The sequence below is a fragment of the Streptomyces sp. NBC_00162 genome, assembly GCF_024611995.1.
GTDB lineage: Bacteria > Actinomycetota > Actinomycetes > Streptomycetales > Streptomycetaceae > Streptomyces.
Map to the genome: position 1 here is coordinate 1,157,074 of NZ_CP102509.1, position 17,834 is coordinate 1,174,907.

Consider the following 17,834-nt stretch of genomic DNA (forward strand, 5'->3'; position numbering starts at 1 on the left):
GGCCGGCAGGCCCCCACCCCGATGAAGGCGGGGTGGGGGCCTGCCACATGCTGGACCATACCGGCCGCCCCGCACCGAGGCACCCGCCACAGTGCGGGTCGCCTGCATACAGAGGTGTAGACCAGCCCGCCGTCTTCATGCCGGGCTTCCAGCCCGGCCGCGTCGGTTCGTATTTACTCCGTGCTCATCGCTCCATCATGCCGCGGAAGGGAAGAATGCCCCGGGCTCACGCCTCGCCCAGCAGGCCGGCGGCCCGGCCGTCCAGCTCGGCGACACCGGGCGCCTTGCCGTACCGGGACAGGCGGACGCGAATGTCCGTCAGGGAGTCGGTGATCTTGACGGACTGGACGCCTTCGGCGCACTCGATGAACTCGGACCAGGCGGCCAGGGCGCCGTCCAGGTCGCCCTGGCGAAGGTCGACGTCCCCAAGGTCGCCGAGGACGATCGCGCGGGACCGGCGGCGGTCCAGGCCGTGGACGTCGAGTGCGTGCTGGAGATGCTCGCGGGCGCCGTCCAGGTCGCCGAGGCGGGCGAGGATCATCCCGGCGTGGTGGGCCCACCGGCCGGTGGAGAAGTGGGAGGCCCAGGACTCCCCGGGGGCGGCGGTGGCCTTCTCGATGGCGTGCTGGGACCGGGCGAGGGCGGTCCGGGCCAGGCGCTGGTCGCCGTCCAGGGCGGCGGCGTCGGCGAGGGTGGTTTGGTAGTAGGCGACGGCCTTCGGTTCGTCCAGGTGGTCGACGTAATCCACGCACCGCTCGGACAGCCGCAGTGCGACGGCCCGGCCGCGCGGGCCGAGGTCAATCGCCTGGGTGGCCATCCCGCGGAGGGCAGTGGCGGCCAGCTCGGCGGCGCCGGCTTCCTCGGCGAGGGCGAAGGCGTGGGCGTAGTAGCGCTGTGCGAGTCCCTGGTGGTGGTCGTCACCGCCTTCGTCCTGGGCCATCCATCCGCACAAGTGGACCAGCTCGGACGTGGCGGCGTACAGGTCCCGGCCGGTGGCTTCGGCGTAACGCCCCTCCAGCCACGGTCCGACGCTGGTGGTCAGGTACTGGACGGCCAGCTGGCGAACGTGGGCGCCACCGTACTCGGCGGCGGCGTCGCCAAAGGTGCGGGTCATGGTCCGGATCGCGGCGACTTCGCCAGCCCCGACCCGCACGGACCCGGCCGGCGCGGTGGACACGCGGCGGGTGACGGCCTCGGCGTCTGGGAGCCCCAGCGCCGACAAGCCGAACGCGGCCGTGGCCGCCAGCACCGTTCGACGTTCCACGTCACTCCTCCCGAGGGCCAGGACTCCCGCCACCGTATCCGCCGATCCTGGTCGGGGATCACCCAAATTGACAACCGCAGGACCGTTCAGGTCCAGCTGTAAGACCCGGACGACGAAGGGAAGCCAGACGTCCGGCGACGGCTTCCGCTCGCCCGTCATCCACCGGCGTGCGTACTGCCGTTCCAGGCCGTCGGGGCCCCGACCTGCGGCCAGGGAGACCTCGCGAGCCAGCTTCGTGGGACCCCACCCGCGTTCTTCGCACGCTGCCCGGATTCGGTCCGTGATCGTCGCCGCCTGCACCGCGTCCCCCTGACCTACACGGGCCTACAGAGACCTACAGGATGGCCCCTCTTCCCGGGCGGCTACAGCCCGTTGACTGAACATCACCCCCACCAAGGGCTTGCCTGGTCCGCGTCCGTGGACTCGAGCGAGGGCCAGCCGAGAACACCCAGGGAGGACGACATGAGCCCCGACCCCCACCAGTTGCCCGCCGAGGAAAGCACCGGCGACAGCCCCGAGCCCAGCCCTGAACTACAGGCCCGCGCTGAGCGCGGCATGGACCGCTTCCTGACGTCCTGGGAGGCGGACGCCGAGGAACCCCGGTGACCGTGGCCCCTCATCGGTCGGCCACTGACGAACGCAACCGTGAGACAACCCCCGACGAACTGGAGACAGCCTGATGGATCTCGTCGTGTCCTCCCCGAACAGCGTTCTGGCGAACGCCCTGGGCCAGGTCGAAGACGTACTGACCCCACACCTGCGGGCCGCGCACCCGAAGCGTGTGGAACTGTGCGTGGGGACGCAGATCAACGGCGTCCCCCACATCGGGACGTCCATGGTCCAGGCTCTGACGTTCGCCCTGGCGGCCCGATTGCGGGACCGGCACCAGATCCGCGTCCAGGTCGCCTTCACGGCCCTGGACAACGCGCCCCACGAAACCGTCCAGGACCCGGCCTCGGGGCACGTCTACCAGCGGGCCTTGGCGCACGCCTTCGACCCGGCCACCGTCGGCCAGCAGATCGATTCCCTGTACCGGCCGCTGTTCGATGCCTTGTCGTCCCGGGCCGCGGTCTCGTACCGGCTGGAGACCTACACCCAGCAGCAGGCCGGCCCTGGGTTTCGGATGACGTGGTTGCGGCTGCTGCCGCGGCTGGAGGCGGCCCGTTGGTGGCTGGCGCCCCCGAGCGGGAACCCGCACCTGCGGGTGCCATGCCCGACTGCCGGGTGCGGGTGGGCAGAGAAGCGCGCGGAGCGGACGACCGCCCGGCCTGGCCCGGACCAGACGGCGGCCGTCGCGGCGGTCTGCCTCCAGCACGGCCCGTACGAAGTGGTCGTCAGCCCGGACGGTGGCGGCTACCTGGACCTGTCCACCCTGTACCGCAACGTCGTCAAGGAGCTGGCCGTTCAGCTCACCCCGGACACCCTCACCGTCATGGTCAAGGGCGCCGACTGGATGCCCGGAACGCTGCTGGTCAATGGGGCCTTGACCGCCGCCGGCCTGACCCCGGGGCAGATCCCGGCCCGCATCTTCTGCCCGCAGATCGTCACCGCCACCGGCGCGAAGCTGTCCAAGTCGCTCATCCGGGAGGGCCGGGCGGAGCCGATGGACCTCGGGGACGAATGGATGCTCGATACGCGGAAGTGGCCCGGTAGTCCCGACTCCTACGCCGCCCGGCTGCTGGAAACCGCTACGGTTCTTCTCTCGCATCCCCGCCATTTCTTCCGGGACTACTCCGCTCAGGAGATCGCCCGGCTCATGGAGACCAGGAGCGTCCACGTCTGATGAGCGACACCCCCGCCACCACCCTGTACGAACTGAACCTGTTCCAGCGCTATTTCGACCTTGTGGCCAGCGGCCGCAAGACGATCGAAGTCCGGGTGAAGTACCCGAAGCTGGAGGGGCTGGAGGCGGGGGACCTCATCCGGTTCCGGGTCAAGGACACCGACCAGGCGTGTCTGGTCCGCGTGCTCCGGGTCGCGGAATATGCCTCCTTCGCGGACCTCCTGGACGGTGAGGGACCGGCACGAGTCAACCCGGCCAGTACCAGGGAGGAACAGCTGACGAACATCCGGGCCATCTACGGGCTCGAGAAGGAGTCCCTGGGCGCCCTGGCCATCGAGATTCAGCTGACGGCCCCGGACGCCTGACCCTTCCCACTAACCCCCGCATCCCACGTACGAAGGCCCCCATGGCGTTGGGGGCCTTTCCGTATGCCTGGGAAAGCCCTTCCGGCGTATGACTACCCGGGTCCAGATCGGCCTCCCAGCGGCAGCGTGCGGACGTTCCCGGCGCCGTCCAGGGCCTTCCGTAGCCGCTGGATCTCGGCGTGCTGGGCGGCCAGCTGCGACACGGCGCGCGTCCGGAACTCGGTCAGCTCGGCGATGGTGTCGTTCCGCTGGGCGACCCGCGTACGCAAGTCGGACACCTCCCCCTTCAACCGGCTGATCTGGGCGTCCCGGGGGTCGGTGATCTCCCCGGCCTCTTGCTTGGCCCTCACACGCCGCTCGAACTCCTCGGCGAGGTGCTGGTAGGGGCCGGGCCGCTCCTTCCCGGCCCGGTCCTTCTTCGGGTAGAACCCGGTCCGGGACACGCCGGCCTCGGCGGCCAGGGTCTTCAGGTCGCACCGGCCGCCGGGCCGGAGTTCACCGCGCAGCAGGCGATCCATGGCGGCCCGGATCGCCTGTTCGTTGTGCTGCTTCATCTCTTCGCTGATCCGTGCCATCACTGCCCCTTCGCCGTGCCGGTGCCGGCAGCGGCATCGATCTCTTCCAGGACCCGGACGGTGCGGTCCAGGTCGGCGCGTACGCGGTCCCGCGCGTCCTTGTGGGCGCGCGGGATGCTGCCCAGGAAGACCTTCGTCTTCTGGGCGTTGTCCGCCCACACCGGCCTGTGACAGGGGTGGTAGGTGGCCTGCGGGCATCGGGAGGAGTCGCACAGCCCCGCCATGGGCTTGGAGTCGGCGGTGATCTCGGTGCCTGCGATCTTCAGGCAGAGCGCTTTGTGGGGATCCTTGAACCAGCAGTAGTTTGCCGTGCCGACGTGGAGGTACTGGGCTTGGTGCCGCAGCAGGTTGACCAGCTGGCGGTCCGAGTCCATCGTCTTCGGCTCCCCCGCCGAATGGTCCTTCAGTGCGGCGTCCACGTGCGTGAACGTGGCGATGACGTCGCGGGCGCCGGGGCCGGACGGCATGATCCCGGCCTGGAAGTCCCGGAACGCGGCCGCGGTCAGCTCCATGTGGTGCTCGGTCTCTTGCTCCCCGACCTCGGCGAGGAAGATCCCCTGGGCGCCGCCGGGCCGGTGGGCGTAGCCCTCGGTCGTGGCTACCTGCACGTGTTTGAGATGGATCTTCGCGGCGATCATCCCACCGGGCCGGTAGGCCAGGGCCATGGACAGGGTTCGGCGGAGCATCCGCGCGTTGACCGGTCCGTCCGGAATTGGGGTAAGGCCGAGGCGGGCGCCTTCGGGACCGTTCACCCAGTCCCGAAAGTTCCGGTAGGCCAGCGACGTGTTGAGGGTCTTCATACCGAACACGGCGCCGTGCAGTGCACCGCTTCGGCGGGCGATTTGGGCCCCGAGCGCTACGGCCTTCCAGGCTTCTTCGATCACCACCCATTCTTCTGGTAGGCCGCCGAACTCCTGCCCCTTGATCACCCGGGATGCGAGCCGGTAACGCATGGCCCCGCTACATGCAGGGGTGGGCGGAAGGCAGGAGTCTTCGGTGAGTTCGGCCAGTTCACTGGCCTTCATCCCGCTCACGGTGGACGTGATCAACATGCAGGCGTGCTGCACGACGCGGCCGAGGTGCCGCAGCTGGTCATGGTCAAGGGGAAGCATGCACGGCACCGTGCCGGCCTTGTCGGCGCGCTGAACCATGGCCGCCTGGCGGCCGATGATGTCCTGTACGCCGACCTTGGCCACGGCGTCTTCAAGGAGTGGGCGGAAGAAGGCCCGCTGCTCCTCATTCATCACCCGCTGGTTGGCGCCCTCGCGGATCAGATGGTCCAGGTGCACTTCCAACAAAGGGTCTGACGGCGACCAGCCGTTCGCCGACACACGGCGTGCGGAGTCCTTACGGGCCATGCGAGGGAGCGGAACGTCATCGCGTACGTAGTTCCCGATGTGGGCGGAGAACCGGTACTTCTCCTGGTCAGTCAGGTTATGACCTTGGATCATGGTGGGCTTGGCCGCCATGCGGGCGTCGTTCCGTTCGATCTCTTCGGCCACGTGCGGGCCGATCGTCTCGACTATCCAGAGCGCGGCGGACAACAGCGGCTGGAGCACATGGTCCGGCACCGGGACGACCTTGTTCCCCTGACTCGGTTTCCAGCCGGTGACGTCAGCCGCCGTGCGGCCGCCCCAGGGCTGGAAAGCTGGAGCGTAGGCATCGTGGGTGAACAGCTCTCGGTACATGGCCAGGTACTGGACGGGGACGATGTGGTTGATGACGGTTGCCGGAGACCGGTTCCCGTCACCTCTCACACGGGGTGTGACCAATGCCAGGTAGCGGTCGCAGTGCTCTTGCCCCACATCGGTGAGGGTGCGGACGCCGTCGGCGGACAGCCAGTTCAACCAGCTGGCCAGGTGCTGGACCGTGTCGTACATGCCGCTTATCGCCTTCGGCGTGCGGAAGGCGTCCGGCAGCACGGCCACCCGTTCATCGGTCGGGGCGAGAAGCGACAGGACCAGCTCTTTCGCCACGACCCGCCACACCGGATCCACGATGATGGAGAAGTCCCAGCGCAGCCGGAACCGGGCCAGGTACTTCGGGGCACCGGCCAGTCCCGACAAGTCCCACAGGTCATCATCGAACCGTGCCCCCGGCGCCTCAGGCTTCAGCTCCAGCCCTGCCACCTGGCAGACTTCCAGGCCCGCGAACAGTGACCGGCTGGCATGCACCATGTGGTTCTTCGGGGCCGTCATACGGTCATCTCCTCGGGGCGCACGGGTACCTCTTCGTCGGTGTCGGTCACGCTGGCCGCCGCCTGTTCCAGGACGGCGGCGGGGAAGGCGGGCAGGATGTCCCGGTCCAGCCGGTCGGCGTACGGACCGAACACGGCCACGAACTGGGCCGTGGTCATCTGCCGGTACTGCCGCGCAAAGTAGGCGCGCAGGCGCAGCAGGTTCGGCGCGTGCCGGGGCATGAACACGGCCAGGGGGCACAGCAAGCACACCCACGGCCGGGCCGGGCAGGGCTTCCCGGCCGGGCCGTGAAGGCCGGCCAGCTGGTCCTTGCACGACGCGGTGAACACGTCGCGCTCCCCGCCCAGAAGCTCGGCCAGGGCGCCGTCGCTGACGCCGAGGTCGGCCGCCACCGCTGGGAGGTCGACCGCCGCGCGGGCCGCCGCGTCCAGGGTGAGCACGACCGGCGGAAGGGCCCGCCGCAGGACGTCGGACTGACTCTCCTCAATGATCGTTTCGACCGCATCCATCTGGGCCGGGGTCTGCGCTGTCAGGTAGCGGTCGCCCTCCACGGCGGTCGTGTGGTTCGGGTCGATGGCCGTATTGCCTGTCCACCCCTTCCGGCTCAGGGTGTTCACGTAGGTCGTCCGGATCCGGGACATGTGGAGGAGCAACGGCTTCCCGGCGTCATCGACCAGCCCCAGCTGCGCGGCGAGCCCGCTCTTTTGAGCCGACTGGTTCACTTTGAATTTGGCCGGGCCGCTGATGGTGTACCCGGATGTTCGGCGCTCACGTCCGCTGGGTTGGCGGAGCCGTAGCCACAGTTCCTCGCGCACGTCCTCGTCGGCGTGCCTGCGAAGGAGGGCCGAGTGTTCCAGCCATCGCTCGATGAGCCGGACCGGGCGGCCGGTGAGGTTGACCGACTCGGGGCCGCGGCGGCCTTTGATGTAGTCCAGGAGTACGGAGGCGTCGCCGGACCACATCACGTCACCGAGGCCGAGTCCGGCGATTCCGTCGGGCACCACACCGGTGTAGACGCCGAGGAGCATCCGATACGCGGCGGCGATCTTGCCCGACGGGTACAGCGCATCTTGGATCTGAGCACGACCCACCAGTTCCACACTGAAGCGCGTACAGCCGACGCTCGCCGTGAGCGCTCGGGTGGACATCGGCCCGTACTCCATGAGTTCGTGGGCCACGTTCGCCGGGGTAACGCCCCCGACGCGGGGGTCTTGGCCCGCTTCTGCGGCCGCCACTGCGCGCTGATGGTCTGCCCAGCTCTGCCGTACAACCGACCGCAGGGCGTCGGTGATGCGCTGCCACTCGGCCTCGGTGTAGGGCTGGAGCGGCGTTGTTTTGGGTCGCACCTTGTTGGGGCGTCCGTTCAGGAAGCGGACTACGTCCGGCGCCAGGGTGCCGCTGGTCTGGTGCGCGGCGCGGAGCAGGGCCCGCGCCATGTCGGCGCGGTAGATGCTTGCGGCCAGCCAGTACCGCAGGAGGAGCGGGCGCGTCAGATCGGACATGCCACCGGTGAATCCTTCGTCGGCCAGCCAGCGGACCATTCTGCGTAGGCCGGTCGCGTACTGGGCGGCCGTGCCCCGGGCCGCGATCGTCCCGTGGGGGTGGACCAGCTCGGGGAACCCGGCGATCAGCTCAGCGACCAACAGCTGGTTCGGCAGGGTGTCGAACGCGGTCACGTACCGGCTTCCGTCGGGGAAGACGAATTCGACGCGCAGGGGGTCGTGGTGGATGTGGGCGGGCATCAGATTTCGTCTCCGAACTCGGCGGCAGCTTCGACCTCGGCGTCGTCGTCGACGTGGCCGGCGCTGGTGTAGGCGTCGCGGTAGATCCGCTGGACGTCGAGGCGCCGCAGGTAGATTTCGGTCGTCGTGACGGAGGAGTGACCGAGGAGATCCCGAAGGATCATCAGCGGGTCCGTCTTGGTCAGGTAGAGGGCCAGGCCGGCGTCTCCGCCGGTGTCGGTGATCAGCGCGGCGGCGCGCTGGTAGTAGCCCTGGACCAGGGCTTCCAGGGTCTCCATGGCGAAGGTGTGACGCAGCATGTGGGCGTGCACGGTGGGGAACCGGGGCTCGAACCGGTCGCGGATGCGCTGGGATGTGCGCCGGAAGACGGTGTCCCAGTCCACGAACGGGGTCCCCGCGGACTGCACGGCGACCAGCGGTGACGTGCCGTCCGGGTTGACCAGCCGCAGGCGCTCGGCAGGTCCGAGGAGCCGCCACGGCATCCGGGCTCCGTTGATCCGGCCGCCCTCCCAGTCGGCCTGCTCCACCATCAGCGGCGGCCCGAGGCGCGCCGGCGGTCGGTAGGGAGCCCGGGTGACGGCGGCGTGCCGGTCCAGCTCCACGTACTGGTAGACATCGGCCAGCGCCCCATGGCTGGTCCAGGTGGCCCTGGCCTTGTTCCCCTTCGTCGTGGCCTCGGCGATCGGGAACCAGACCGGCACGGGCGTCCGCCGCGCGGGCAGGGCGGGGAGCTCGTAGGTCAGCAGGTAGGTGAACTCCTGGGCGCGCAGTCCCGAGGCTACGGCGAGGCCGCCCATGGAGCCGTTGCGGGACAGCTCCCGCCCCCGGAAGGAGTCGTCGGGTGCTCCGTCCGGGTCGAGACCGGCGAGGGCCCGCAGGAAGAGGTCCCGGAATCCGGGCTCCAGGTATTTCATGGTCGCGTGCGGTTGAGCCCGGCGGACAGTCGCCGTGTTACGGCGGGTCTCCACCGGGCTTGAGTCTTTGGAGTACCGGGAGCCCATGGCGTACGTGAACGGAACCTTCGAGCAGTGATCGTTGTCGACGGCCCACGTGTAGAAGCTGGACAGGACCGTGATCCGCTGGTTCCAGGTGGAGCCGTCCCAGCGCGCTTCAATGGGGCCGGCCAGCCGGTACTCGGCGAATGCTCCGAGCGCGGCACGCAGTTCCTCGCGTTCACCGAACGGGTGGACCGACCGGTCCGACAGGAACTCCAGCCAGCTGCGGACGGCCTGGGCGTACGACCTCCACGACTTCGCCGCCGGTACCCCGCTGATCGGAAGTTCCCTCAGCCACGCGTTCACAGCGACAGTGGGGCGCGGTCCGTTCTCGTCCTCGAACCTCAGGTCGTCATCAACCAGAACCGGCATGTTCTCCCGGATCAGGGGTTCTCGTCCCAGGTCCCAGGACTCCCACCCGTCGCGGGTGAAGTAGGTCAGCAACATGCCAACACTCTAGACAATGCAACACAGTTGGCGAGAATGGATAGAAGAACAGTTGCACTCCCGCCTAGCCGTCTAATGCGACAGTGTCAGAGTGCAGGGATTAACCCGTTCTGGAGCCAGGTGGAGTTCGCGGTCGGGGCGGGATCCGCCGCGCAGCCCCCGGCGGTACGGGTGGTGTGCCTCGACGGGCGCCCCGAGCTGGACCGGCAGCTGACCCGGCTGTCGGATCTGGTCGGCCGGCCGGTGCGGGACAGCTGGAGCGTCGTACGGGGCTACGGGGACACCGTTCTGGCCCTGTCGGGCTGTCTGGAGCGCAGCGCGGAGCAGTGCCGGCTGCCGGGCACGCTGCCCGGCCGGGACCCCCGCGGCCTGCTGGGCCGGGACTCGTACGCCGCGCGCTCCGACTTCTGGGCGGGCGCCGGGCTGCCGGACGGGGCGATCGGCGCGGTGTTGGCCGCCGTCCGGCGGTACGGGTCCGCGGTTCCTCCCGGCGGACGGGGGGTGGTGCAGTTCGACGGGGTCTGCGGGGGCGCCGTGAACCGGGTCGCGGCAGCCGACACCGCCTTCGTCCACCGCGACAGCGCCTTCCTCGCCCAGTACCTCGTCTACTGGCCGCAGTCCGCGACGGCCGCCGACGTGGCCCGGCACCAGGCCTGGCTCGACGGGCTCTGGCAGGACCTGCGCCCCTGGGCGAGCGGCCGGGCGTACCAGAACTACACCGATCCACGGCTCGTCGGCTGGCGCGAGGCCTACTACGGGCCGAACCTCTCCCGGCTGGAAGACGTCCGCCGCGCCTACGACCCCGACCGGATGTTCCGCTTTCCCCAGGCCCTCTAGGAGAGTGCATGCGACGTACGTTGACGATGGCCGTTGCGGCCGCCGCCCTGCTGCTGCCGGCCGGGCCGCTGCCCGTCGCCGAGGCGGGCGGCGCCGCGCAGACGGCGGTGGGCCGATGGTCCGCCCGGGAGGCGCAGGCCTTCTGGACCGCCGAGCGGATGGCGTCGGCCGCCCCGCTGCCGCCGGCGGAGCCCGAGCCGCCGGCCGCGGTGCCTGCCGGAACGCCGTCGGCCCCGGCCGCCGATGCCACGCCGACGCCCACGCCCACGTCAATCCCGACGTCAACACCGACGCCGTCACCGACGTCAGCACCGGCCCTCACCCCGACACCGACGCCGGCACCGGCACTCACCCCGACCCGGACCCCGACACCGACACCGACACCGACGCCGATCCTCAGGCCCGCCCCGGTCGTGCGGCCGGCCGCCGCGGGGCCCGGTGTCGGCCAGGACTTCGACGGCGTCCCGGTCGTCGGCCGGATGTTCGTGGTCAAGGGCGCCGGGGCGTACTTCTGCACCGCGAGCGTGGTCGCCTCCCCGGGGCGCAACCTGGTGCTCAGCGCGGCGCACTGCCTGCTCGGCGCGGACACCCAGCAGGTGGCCTTCGTACCGCGGTACACGCGCGCAAACCCGCGGCCGTACGGGATGTTCCCGGTCCTGCGGGACGCGGCCGGGCACTCCAGGATCTGGATCGACCCGCGCTACCGGTCCCAGGGCGCCGACCGCGCGGCCGCGCTCGACGTGGCCTTCGCACAGGTCGGCCCGGACGCCGACGGGTCCCGCGTGCAGGACGTGGTCGGCGCGAACCGCCTCGTGACCGGCTCCGGTTACGCACATCGGCAGGTCACGCTGATCGGCTACCCGGCCTCCGCGGCCCGCCCGCGCCTGTGCGTCAACCGGACGACGAAGTTCACAAGCAAGGACGCGCGGATCCCGGGCTCGTTCCTGCGGATCGACTGCACGGGCTATCCCGGCGGGACCAGCGGCGGCCCGTTCCTGGTCCGCTTCGACGGGCGGACCGGGACCGGTGACGTGGTCGGGGTGATCGGCGGCTGGAAGACCGGCGGGGACACCGCCGACACCTCGTACAGCTCCTACTTCGGCACGGCCATCAGGAAGTTGTACGAGAAGGCGGCTGCCGCGGCGAAGGCGGGGTGAGCACCCGGACCCAACGGGTCCGGCGCGGGTTGCCGACCGTGCGCGGGGTCGCCGGGAGCCCGGCGGCGTTGAGCGGGTCGGCGGGCGCGAGGCCGAGCCTGCGGCGCAGGTCGGCGACGGCGGCGTGGACCGGCGCGAGGACCACCTCGGCCCCCGGGTCGATGTGGGCGAGGGCGTGCGCGGTGGTCTCGATGGCCTCGGCGGCGTCCTCGGCGGCGGTCCGGCTCCACCCTCCGGGCGAGCCGGTCCGCCAGGGCGCTACGGTGTCGTAGAGGTGGCAGGCGGCATCGGCCACGGCGTCGGCCCGTTCCCCGACGCCCGGCGCCGCGATGGTCGGCAGTTCCATGCAGGGTCAACGAGCCGGTTCCCTCCTGGGGTACGAGCCGATGCCCTGGAACGGCGCACCGCCACCGGGTGCATGGCCCGCGCTACCGCGCCGACGCTCGCCGGAGGATCTGCCTGGAAACCGCGTGGGCCGCGGCGGTGGCAGCGCCCGCGAGCGCCAGTCCGGTCACCGCGTCACGCGCCCGCGCGGGCCGCAGGACGCTGGCGTGCCGGAGCCGGCCCCGCGCCCAGAGGGTGAAGGGGACGACGACGAGCGGCGAGGTGACCACGCCCGGGGTGTAGCCGCGGGTGGCGGCGGCCTGTGCGAGGTGTACGAGGCCGTGCAGGCCGAAGCCGTTCAGGGAGGCCTGGTAGAAGGCCGAGCGCCCGCCGGTGCGGTAGCCGTCGGCGGCGGCCGCCGCGACGACGATCCCCATGACACCGACGGCCGTGGCGAACTCGCGGCCGTCCACGGCTTCGAGGCGCCGCCATACGCGGTCGGGTACCCGGGGGTGGCGCTCCCGCAGGGCGGGGACCCGGGTACGGGACCAGCGCGCCATGGTGGCCACTTCTTCGAGGTCGTGCACGGCCCAGGCGGCCAGCAGACCGACCGTGACGGCGCCCCGTGATATCTGCGATGCGTTCATGAGGCAACAGTCTGCAGCCAGAGGGGCAGCAACAGGAGGGAAACGAGGGAGGACTTGATCACCAGGGACGCGGAGAGTTCGACGCCCACGTCGTAACGCTGGGCGAAGATGAACAGGTTCTGCGGGGTCGGCATCGCGGCGAGCAGGACGAGGTAGGCGAGCCACTCGCCCCGCACGCCGACCAGCGCCCCGCACACCACCCAGGTCAGCAGCGGGAAGGCGACGCACTTGAAGGCGATGAGGGCCAGTTCCTCGCGTGTGGTGCCCCGCAGGTCCAGGCCCAGGCCGCCGAGGTGGAGGCCGAGGGCGAACAGGGCCACCGGGGAGGCGCTGTCCCCGACGAAGGCGGCTCCGTCCAGGACCACCACCGGGACGTGCACGGACAGCAGGTTGAGCACGATGCCCGCGTTGCAGGCGAGGACCAGCGGCGTGGCGAGCGAGGCGCCGACCGCCCGGGCCAGGCGCCTGCCCGGGCCGCCCGCGCCGGGACCCGCCCGGCCCAGCTCCATCAGGGAGATGACGACCAGGGACAGGACGCACACCTGGAACAGCAGGATCGGGAAGATCGGGGCCGCCGTCCCGAACACGGTGATGAAGACGGGGACGGCGAAGTAGGCGGTGTTCACCTGGACGCCCGCCATGACCCGCAGCGCCACGGCCCGGGGTTCGCGTATCCCGTGGGCCACGGCGGCCACCGTGACCGCGGCCACCGCGAGGGCGGCCGCCCCGGCATAGCCGCCGATCGCCTGCCAGTCGAACAGGGCCGCCAGGTCGCCGGCGTAGATGTTGCCGAAGAGGTAGCAGGGCACGGCGAAGAGGAAGGCGTAGTCGGAGAAGGCCTTGGAGGCCTCGGCCGGGACGGCCTTGCGGCGGGCGAGCAGCACCCCGCCGCCGAAGGCCAGCAGCACCGGCACCAGCTTCTCCAGCGCGGCTGCCCCACCCATGCGTACCGGCTCCCCCGTGATCGTCCGGCGAGCAGCCTATCCCCCGGACCCGTTGCGCATAGGCTGGCCCGATCATGAGCGACAAAGCCCGCTTCCGGCTGCTCGGCCGGACCCGCGAACGCGCCCGTACCGTCGCGTCCTCCCCCGGCTCCCGGGTGCCCGGGGCGCTGGCTCAGCTGGCCGTGGTGCTGCGCACGCCCGCCCGGGCGGCGCAGCCCTGTTCGCACAGGCGCCCAAGACCTGGCAGCGGATGCTGCCGTTCGCCGTCGTCGGCGTCTTCGTGGTGACGCTGCTGCCGGTGACCATCACCGTGCTGGCCAACGACTACGGACTCGGCGGCGGCTGGTCGGGCGCGCTGGGAGTGGCGCAGACCGTGCCGCTGCTGCTGGCGGTGACCCGGCCGCTGCAGGCCTGGGCCGTGGTCCTGCTCGCCGACACGATCGGCGCGATGCTGCTGATCCATGCCGACCGGGTGGCCGCGCACCCGTGGCCCTGGACGCCGATGGTCATCGTCGGCTACCTGCTGCTGATGGCGTGTCTGGGGCTGCGCGAGTCCATCCGGACCCTGGTCGGGGTGTGGCTGGTGACCGGCGCGGTCGGGGCGGTGCTGGGCTTCTTCCAGCCGTCGGGCTCCATGAACACCGCCGCGCTGCTGTTCGTGCTCGCCGGGGGCATGCTGGCGCTGACGGGCGCGCTGCGCGGGCTGGGTGACGCGCAGCAGCGGATCGCCGAGCAGGAGAGCATCAGCGAGGCGGAGCGGGCCCGGCGGACGCTGCTCGAGGAACGGGCCCGGATCGCCCGTGAGTTGCACGACGTGGTGGCCCACCACATGTCGGTGATCACCGTGCAGGCCGATTCCGCGCCGTACCGGCTGCCGGGCATGCCGGAGCCGGTGCGGGAGGAGTTCGCGGCGATCGCGGCCAGCGCCCGGGAGTCGCTGGGCGAGATGCGGCGGCTGCTGACCGTGCTGCGCGGGGACGGTACGGAGCGCGCCGAGGGCGAGAAGGCCCCGCAGCCCGGGATCGACCGGCTTCAGCAGCTGGTGGAGGCGACCGTACGGGCCGGGCAGCCGGTGGAGTTGTCCCTGGCGACCGGGGCAGCCGAGGCGGCCCCGCCCGCCGTGGACCTGTCGGCGTACCGGATCGTGCAGGAGGCGCTCGCCAACGTGGTCCGGCACGCGCCCGGGGCGTCGACCCGGGTCTCGGTGACCGTCGACGAGGACGAGGTCCTGGTGCTCGTGGTCAACGGCCCGGCCCGGGACGCCGTGGTGGCGCTGGAGAGTTCGGGCACGGGGCACGGTCTGGTGGGGATGCGGGAGCGCGTACGGTTGACCGGCGGGACGCTGGACACCGGTCCGCTGCCCGACGGCGGCTTCCGGGTCGCCGCCCGTCTGCCCCTGAACACCCTTACCGAGGACTTGAGTTGACCATCCGCGTGATCATCGTCGACGACCAGGCCATGGTGCGGGCGGGGTTCGCCGCGCTGCTGTCGGCGCAGGCCGACATCGATGTGGTGGGCGAGGCGCCCGACGGGCGGCAGGGCGTACAGGTCTCCCGCTCCACGCACCCCGACGTGGTGCTGATGGACGTGCGGATGCCGGAGATGGACGGGCTCACGGCGGCCCGGGAGCTCCTCGATCCCCCGCCGGGGGTGGTGCACCGGCCGAAGGTTCTGATGCTCACCACCTTCGACATCGACGACTACGTGTACGAGGCGCTGCGCGCGGGCGCGTCCGGATTCCTGCTGAAGGACGCACCGCCGGCCGACCTGATCGCGGCGGTACGGGTCGTCGCGTCGGGCGAGGCGCTGTTGGCGCCCTCGGTGACCCGGCGGCTGATCGCGGACTTCGTGCAGCAGCGGCCGGCGCCGCGCAAGGATCCGGCGCTGCGGCTGAACGGCCTCACCCCGCGTGAGACCGAGGTACTGGAGCTCATCGCGCGAGGGCTGTCGAACCAGGAGATCGCGGGCCATCTGGTGCTGGCGGAGCAGACGGTCAAGACGCACATCGGGCGGGTGCTGGCCAAGCTCGACCTGCGGGACCGGGCCCAGGCGGTGATCTTCGCGTACGAGGCGGGAGTGGTGCGGCCGGGCGACTCCGCCTGAGTCCCCGGCCGGTTCAACGAGGGGGCGGGGCAGGGCCCGTCTCCTCCACCCCCTACCCGGGTATGACATCCGAGTTGGCTCCACGGTGGGACGCAGCCACCGGTACCTCCTTCCTACCTTCCTCCTCGTCACGAGGAGAGGAGAAGGGGCATGCGCCGCTTCGGAAGGACGATGGTCACGGCCGCGCTGGCGGTGGCCGTCGTCGGGGGGACCGCCGGCTGGGCCTCCGGCGACAGCCAGCGGGCGGTCACCGGGCCGCCGCCCGGCGCCGCCGCCTGGCGGGCCGACACGGCGTCCGGCCGGGCGCTGCCCGATCCGGCGAGCGCGACGCCGCACGAGGTGGCCCGGTTCTTCGACCGGCTGGACGAGGCCACGCGCCGGGAGCTCGTACGGTCCCACCCGCTGGTGGTGGGGAACCTGGACGGGGCTCCGCCGTCCCTGCGGTACGAGGCCAACCGGATCGCGATCGCCGCGACGGGTGAGGCCCGCTACGCCTCGCTCGGTGCGCCGGACCGGCAGGTCCTGGCCTTCGACCCGCGCGGCCGGGGCCAGGTCGCCGAGGTGTTCGGGGATCTGGAGCACGCGGCGCACGTCTCGGTGATCGTGCCGGGCTCGGACAACGACGCCACCCACCACGACGCCCGGCGCAAGCCCGCCAGCGGTCCGGCCGGGATGGCCCGGGCGCTGCGCGCCGAGACCGGCGAATCCACCGCCGTCATCGCGTGGATCGGTTACACCACCCCGGTCGGGGTCGGCCTGGACGCGGCCGACGGCCGGCTGGCCGAGGCGGGGGCGGTCCGCCTGGCCCGCTTCACGGCGGGGCTGGACGCGGTCGGCGCACCCGACCCGGTGCTGTTCTGCCACAGCTACGGATCGGTGGTGTGCGGGCTGGCGGCCCGGCACACGGACGCCACCGACATCGTGGCCTTCGGCTCCCCCGGCATGCGCGCCGGCACCGCGGGCGGGCTGCGCACCGGCGCCCGGGTGTGGGCGGCGCGGGGCCCCTCCGACTGGATCGCCGACGTCCCGAACGTCGAGTTCGCCGGGATCGGCCACGGCGCCGACCCCACCTCCGCAGGCTTCGGCGCCCGCCGGGTGCCCGCCGCCGATGTCCAGGGCCACACCGGCTACTTCGCGCCCGGCACCCAGTCCTTGGCGGCCTTCGCCGCGATCGCAGAGGGAGAGATCCGATGACGACGCCGCGCACGCTGACGCTGCTGAAGAGGGCCGCCGACGGGATCGAGCGGCAGACCCCGGCCCATCGCGACCGGGCGATCGACGGGCTGCGCGCCCTGGCCCTGCTGGCCGTGCCGACGGGCCACTGGCTGCTCGGCGGGTTCACCCTCGACTCCGACGGCGGCCTGCACAACGCCAGTCCGCTGTCGTCCTTCGGCGGGCTGGCCCCGGCGAGCTGGGTGCTCCAGATGCTCGGCATCTTCTTCCTGGTCGGCGGGTACGCCTCGGCGCTCTCCTTCCGGCGTCACCAGGGTTCGGCGGGCGCGTGGCTGAAGGGGCGGATCGTCCGGCTGGGGCGGCCGGTGCTCGGGGTCACGGCGGTGTGGGCGCTGGCCGCGCCGGTGCTGTACGCGGCGGGGGTGCCGGAGGCCACGCTGCGGACCGGGGCGACGCTGGTGATCCAGCCGCTGTGGTTCGTCGGGGTGTATGTGGTGATCACCGCGCTGACCCCGTACTGCGTGCGGGCGGCGGGCCGGCTCGGCGGCTGGGCGGCGGCGCCGCTTCTCGTCTCGGTCGCCGTGGTGGACTTCCTGCGCTACGGGCCGCTCGCCGGCTCGGTGCCGGGCTGGGTGTCGCTGCTCAACATCCTGCCGGGCTGGCTGTTCGCGTACCAGCTGGGCGTCAGCTGGGGTGAGGGGCGGATCGGCCGGCGCGGGGGCTGGCTGCTGCTGGCGGGCGGGACGCTGCTGTTCGCGGCGCTGCTCGCGGTCTTCCACTACCCGGCGTCGATGGTGGGCGTACCGGGTGCCGCGCGGACCAACTCCCACCCGCCGTCGCTGCTCGTACTGGCCCTGGCGGCGGGCCAGTCGGGTGCCGCGATCCTGCTGCGCGACCGGCTGGCGAGGCTGTTGGCCCGGCCGGCCCTGTGGGCGCCGGTGGTCGTGATCAATCTGTGTGCGATGACGATCCTGTGCTGGCATCAGACGGCCATGCTGGCCGCGGCCGTGCCCGGTTCGTTCCTGGGTGAGCTGGCGGGGCTGACGACGGCGCCGGACAGTCTGGGCTGGATCGCGGCGCGGCTGGCGTGGATGCCGGTGTTCGCGGTGCTGCTGGTGGGCATCGCCCGGTACGCGAAGCGATTCGAGAGTCCGGCGCGGGAGGCGCGCACGGCCCCGGCGGTTCGCCGGACCGTGGCGGGGCTGCTCGCGGCGGGATTCGCGGTGTTCGCGCTGGGGCTGGCGTAGACCCGGGGTCGCCGGGATACGACGAGAGCGCCG

At 71.7% G+C, this 17,834-nt stretch carries 17 protein-coding genes; 9 read left to right on the top strand and 8 right to left on the bottom strand.

Going from position 1 to position 17,834, the window contains the following annotated elements; genetic code table 11:
* Positions 1 to 226: 226 nt before the first annotated feature.
* Entirely contained in the window at positions 227 to 1,264 is a 1,038-nt protein-coding gene (locus JIW86_RS06105; protein WP_257552849.1) for a tetratricopeptide repeat protein, read from the bottom strand.
* 462 nt (positions 1,265 to 1,726) lie between these two features.
* On the opposite strand from JIW86_RS06105, the gene JIW86_RS06110 reads away from it, so the two are divergent.
* The 3 genes from JIW86_RS06110 (at position 1,727) to JIW86_RS06120 (ending at position 3,412) form a co-directional block, all read left to right on the top strand.
* The gene (locus JIW86_RS06110; protein ID WP_257552850.1) at positions 1,727 to 1,870 is read left to right on the top strand and encodes a hypothetical protein; all 144 of its coding nucleotides are present in this window, start codon (positions 1,727 to 1,729) and stop codon (positions 1,868 to 1,870) included.
* 73 nt (positions 1,871 to 1,943) lie between these two features.
* A complete protein-coding gene (locus tag JIW86_RS06115; RefSeq protein ID WP_257552851.1) occupies positions 1,944 to 3,047 on the top strand; it encodes a hypothetical protein in 1,104 nt (367 codons plus the stop codon).
* On the top strand, positions 3,047 to 3,412 hold the full coding sequence (locus JIW86_RS06120; protein ID WP_257552852.1) for an ASCH domain-containing protein: 366 nt from the start codon (positions 3,047 to 3,049) through the stop codon (positions 3,410 to 3,412). Before JIW86_RS06115 ends, JIW86_RS06120 begins: the two co-directional genes overlap by 1 nt.
* Positions 3,413 to 3,504: 92 nt before the next feature.
* Here JIW86_RS06120 and JIW86_RS06125 read toward each other — a convergent pair whose 3' ends face one another.
* The 4 genes from JIW86_RS06125 to JIW86_RS06140 are packed head-to-tail and all read right to left on the bottom strand — an operon-like array spanning position 3,505 to position 9,369.
* Complete coding sequence (locus JIW86_RS06125) at positions 3,505 to 3,987, bottom strand: hypothetical protein (RefSeq protein ID WP_257552853.1); 483 nt, start codon at positions 3,985 to 3,987, stop codon at positions 3,505 to 3,507.
* Positions 3,987 to 6,185 (bottom strand): hypothetical protein, encoded by a 2,199-nt coding sequence (locus JIW86_RS06130; protein WP_257552854.1) that lies wholly within the window; start codon positions 6,183 to 6,185, stop codon positions 3,987 to 3,989. Before JIW86_RS06130 ends, JIW86_RS06125 begins: the two co-directional genes overlap by 1 nt.
* Entirely contained in the window at positions 6,182 to 7,927 is a 1,746-nt protein-coding gene (locus tag JIW86_RS06135; protein ID WP_257552855.1) for a hypothetical protein, read from the bottom strand. Before JIW86_RS06135 ends, JIW86_RS06130 begins: the two co-directional genes overlap by 4 nt.
* Entirely contained in the window at positions 7,927 to 9,369 is a 1,443-nt protein-coding gene (locus JIW86_RS06140) for a site-specific integrase (RefSeq protein ID WP_257552856.1), read from the bottom strand. Before JIW86_RS06140 ends, JIW86_RS06135 begins: the two co-directional genes overlap by 1 nt.
* A 120-nt stretch (positions 9,370 to 9,489) precedes the next feature.
* On the opposite strand from JIW86_RS06140, the gene JIW86_RS06145 reads away from it, so the two are divergent.
* A complete protein-coding gene (locus JIW86_RS06145) occupies positions 9,490 to 10,206 on the top strand; it encodes a BBE domain-containing protein (protein ID WP_257552857.1) in 717 nt (238 codons plus the stop codon).
* Between the two features lie 8 nt (positions 10,207 to 10,214).
* The gene (locus tag JIW86_RS06150; protein ID WP_257552858.1) at positions 10,215 to 11,363 is read left to right on the top strand and encodes a trypsin-like peptidase domain-containing protein; all 1,149 of its coding nucleotides are present in this window, start codon (positions 10,215 to 10,217) and stop codon (positions 11,361 to 11,363) included.
* Here the strand turns inward: JIW86_RS06150 and JIW86_RS06155 are convergent.
* From JIW86_RS06155 to JIW86_RS06165, 3 genes are all read right to left on the bottom strand, one after another.
* Positions 11,317 to 11,709, bottom strand: coding sequence for a hypothetical protein (locus JIW86_RS06155; RefSeq protein ID WP_257552859.1), 393 nt, complete (start codon positions 11,707 to 11,709; stop codon positions 11,317 to 11,319). The genes JIW86_RS06150 and JIW86_RS06155 overlap by 47 nt on opposite strands.
* 82 nt (positions 11,710 to 11,791) lie before the next feature.
* Entirely contained in the window at positions 11,792 to 12,334 is a 543-nt protein-coding gene (locus tag JIW86_RS06160; protein WP_257552860.1) for an HXXEE domain-containing protein, read from the bottom strand.
* Positions 12,331 to 13,278, bottom strand: coding sequence for an AEC family transporter (locus JIW86_RS06165; RefSeq protein ID WP_257552861.1), 948 nt, complete (start codon positions 13,276 to 13,278; stop codon positions 12,331 to 12,333). Before JIW86_RS06165 ends, JIW86_RS06160 begins: the two co-directional genes overlap by 4 nt.
* A 250-nt stretch (positions 13,279 to 13,528) precedes the next feature.
* Here JIW86_RS06165 and JIW86_RS06170 point away from each other — a divergent pair, with 250 nt between their 5' ends.
* The 4 genes from JIW86_RS06170 (at position 13,529) to JIW86_RS06185 (ending at position 17,801) form a co-directional block, all read left to right on the top strand.
* Complete coding sequence (locus JIW86_RS06170; protein WP_416237527.1) at positions 13,529 to 14,704, top strand: sensor histidine kinase; 1,176 nt, start codon at positions 13,529 to 13,531, stop codon at positions 14,702 to 14,704.
* Positions 14,701 to 15,381: a response regulator gene (locus tag JIW86_RS06175; RefSeq protein ID WP_215144191.1), complete on the top strand. Its 681-nt coding sequence runs from the start codon at positions 14,701 to 14,703 to the stop codon at positions 15,379 to 15,381. The genes JIW86_RS06170 and JIW86_RS06175 overlap by 4 nt, the downstream gene beginning before the upstream one ends.
* Positions 15,382 to 15,531: 150 nt before the next feature.
* Complete coding sequence (locus tag JIW86_RS06180; RefSeq protein WP_257552862.1) at positions 15,532 to 16,575, top strand: alpha/beta hydrolase family protein; 1,044 nt, start codon at positions 15,532 to 15,534, stop codon at positions 16,573 to 16,575.
* A complete protein-coding gene (locus tag JIW86_RS06185) occupies positions 16,572 to 17,801 on the top strand; it encodes an acyltransferase family protein (RefSeq protein WP_257552863.1) in 1,230 nt (409 codons plus the stop codon). The genes JIW86_RS06180 and JIW86_RS06185 overlap by 4 nt, the downstream gene beginning before the upstream one ends.
* Positions 17,802 to 17,834: the final 33 nt, after the last annotated feature.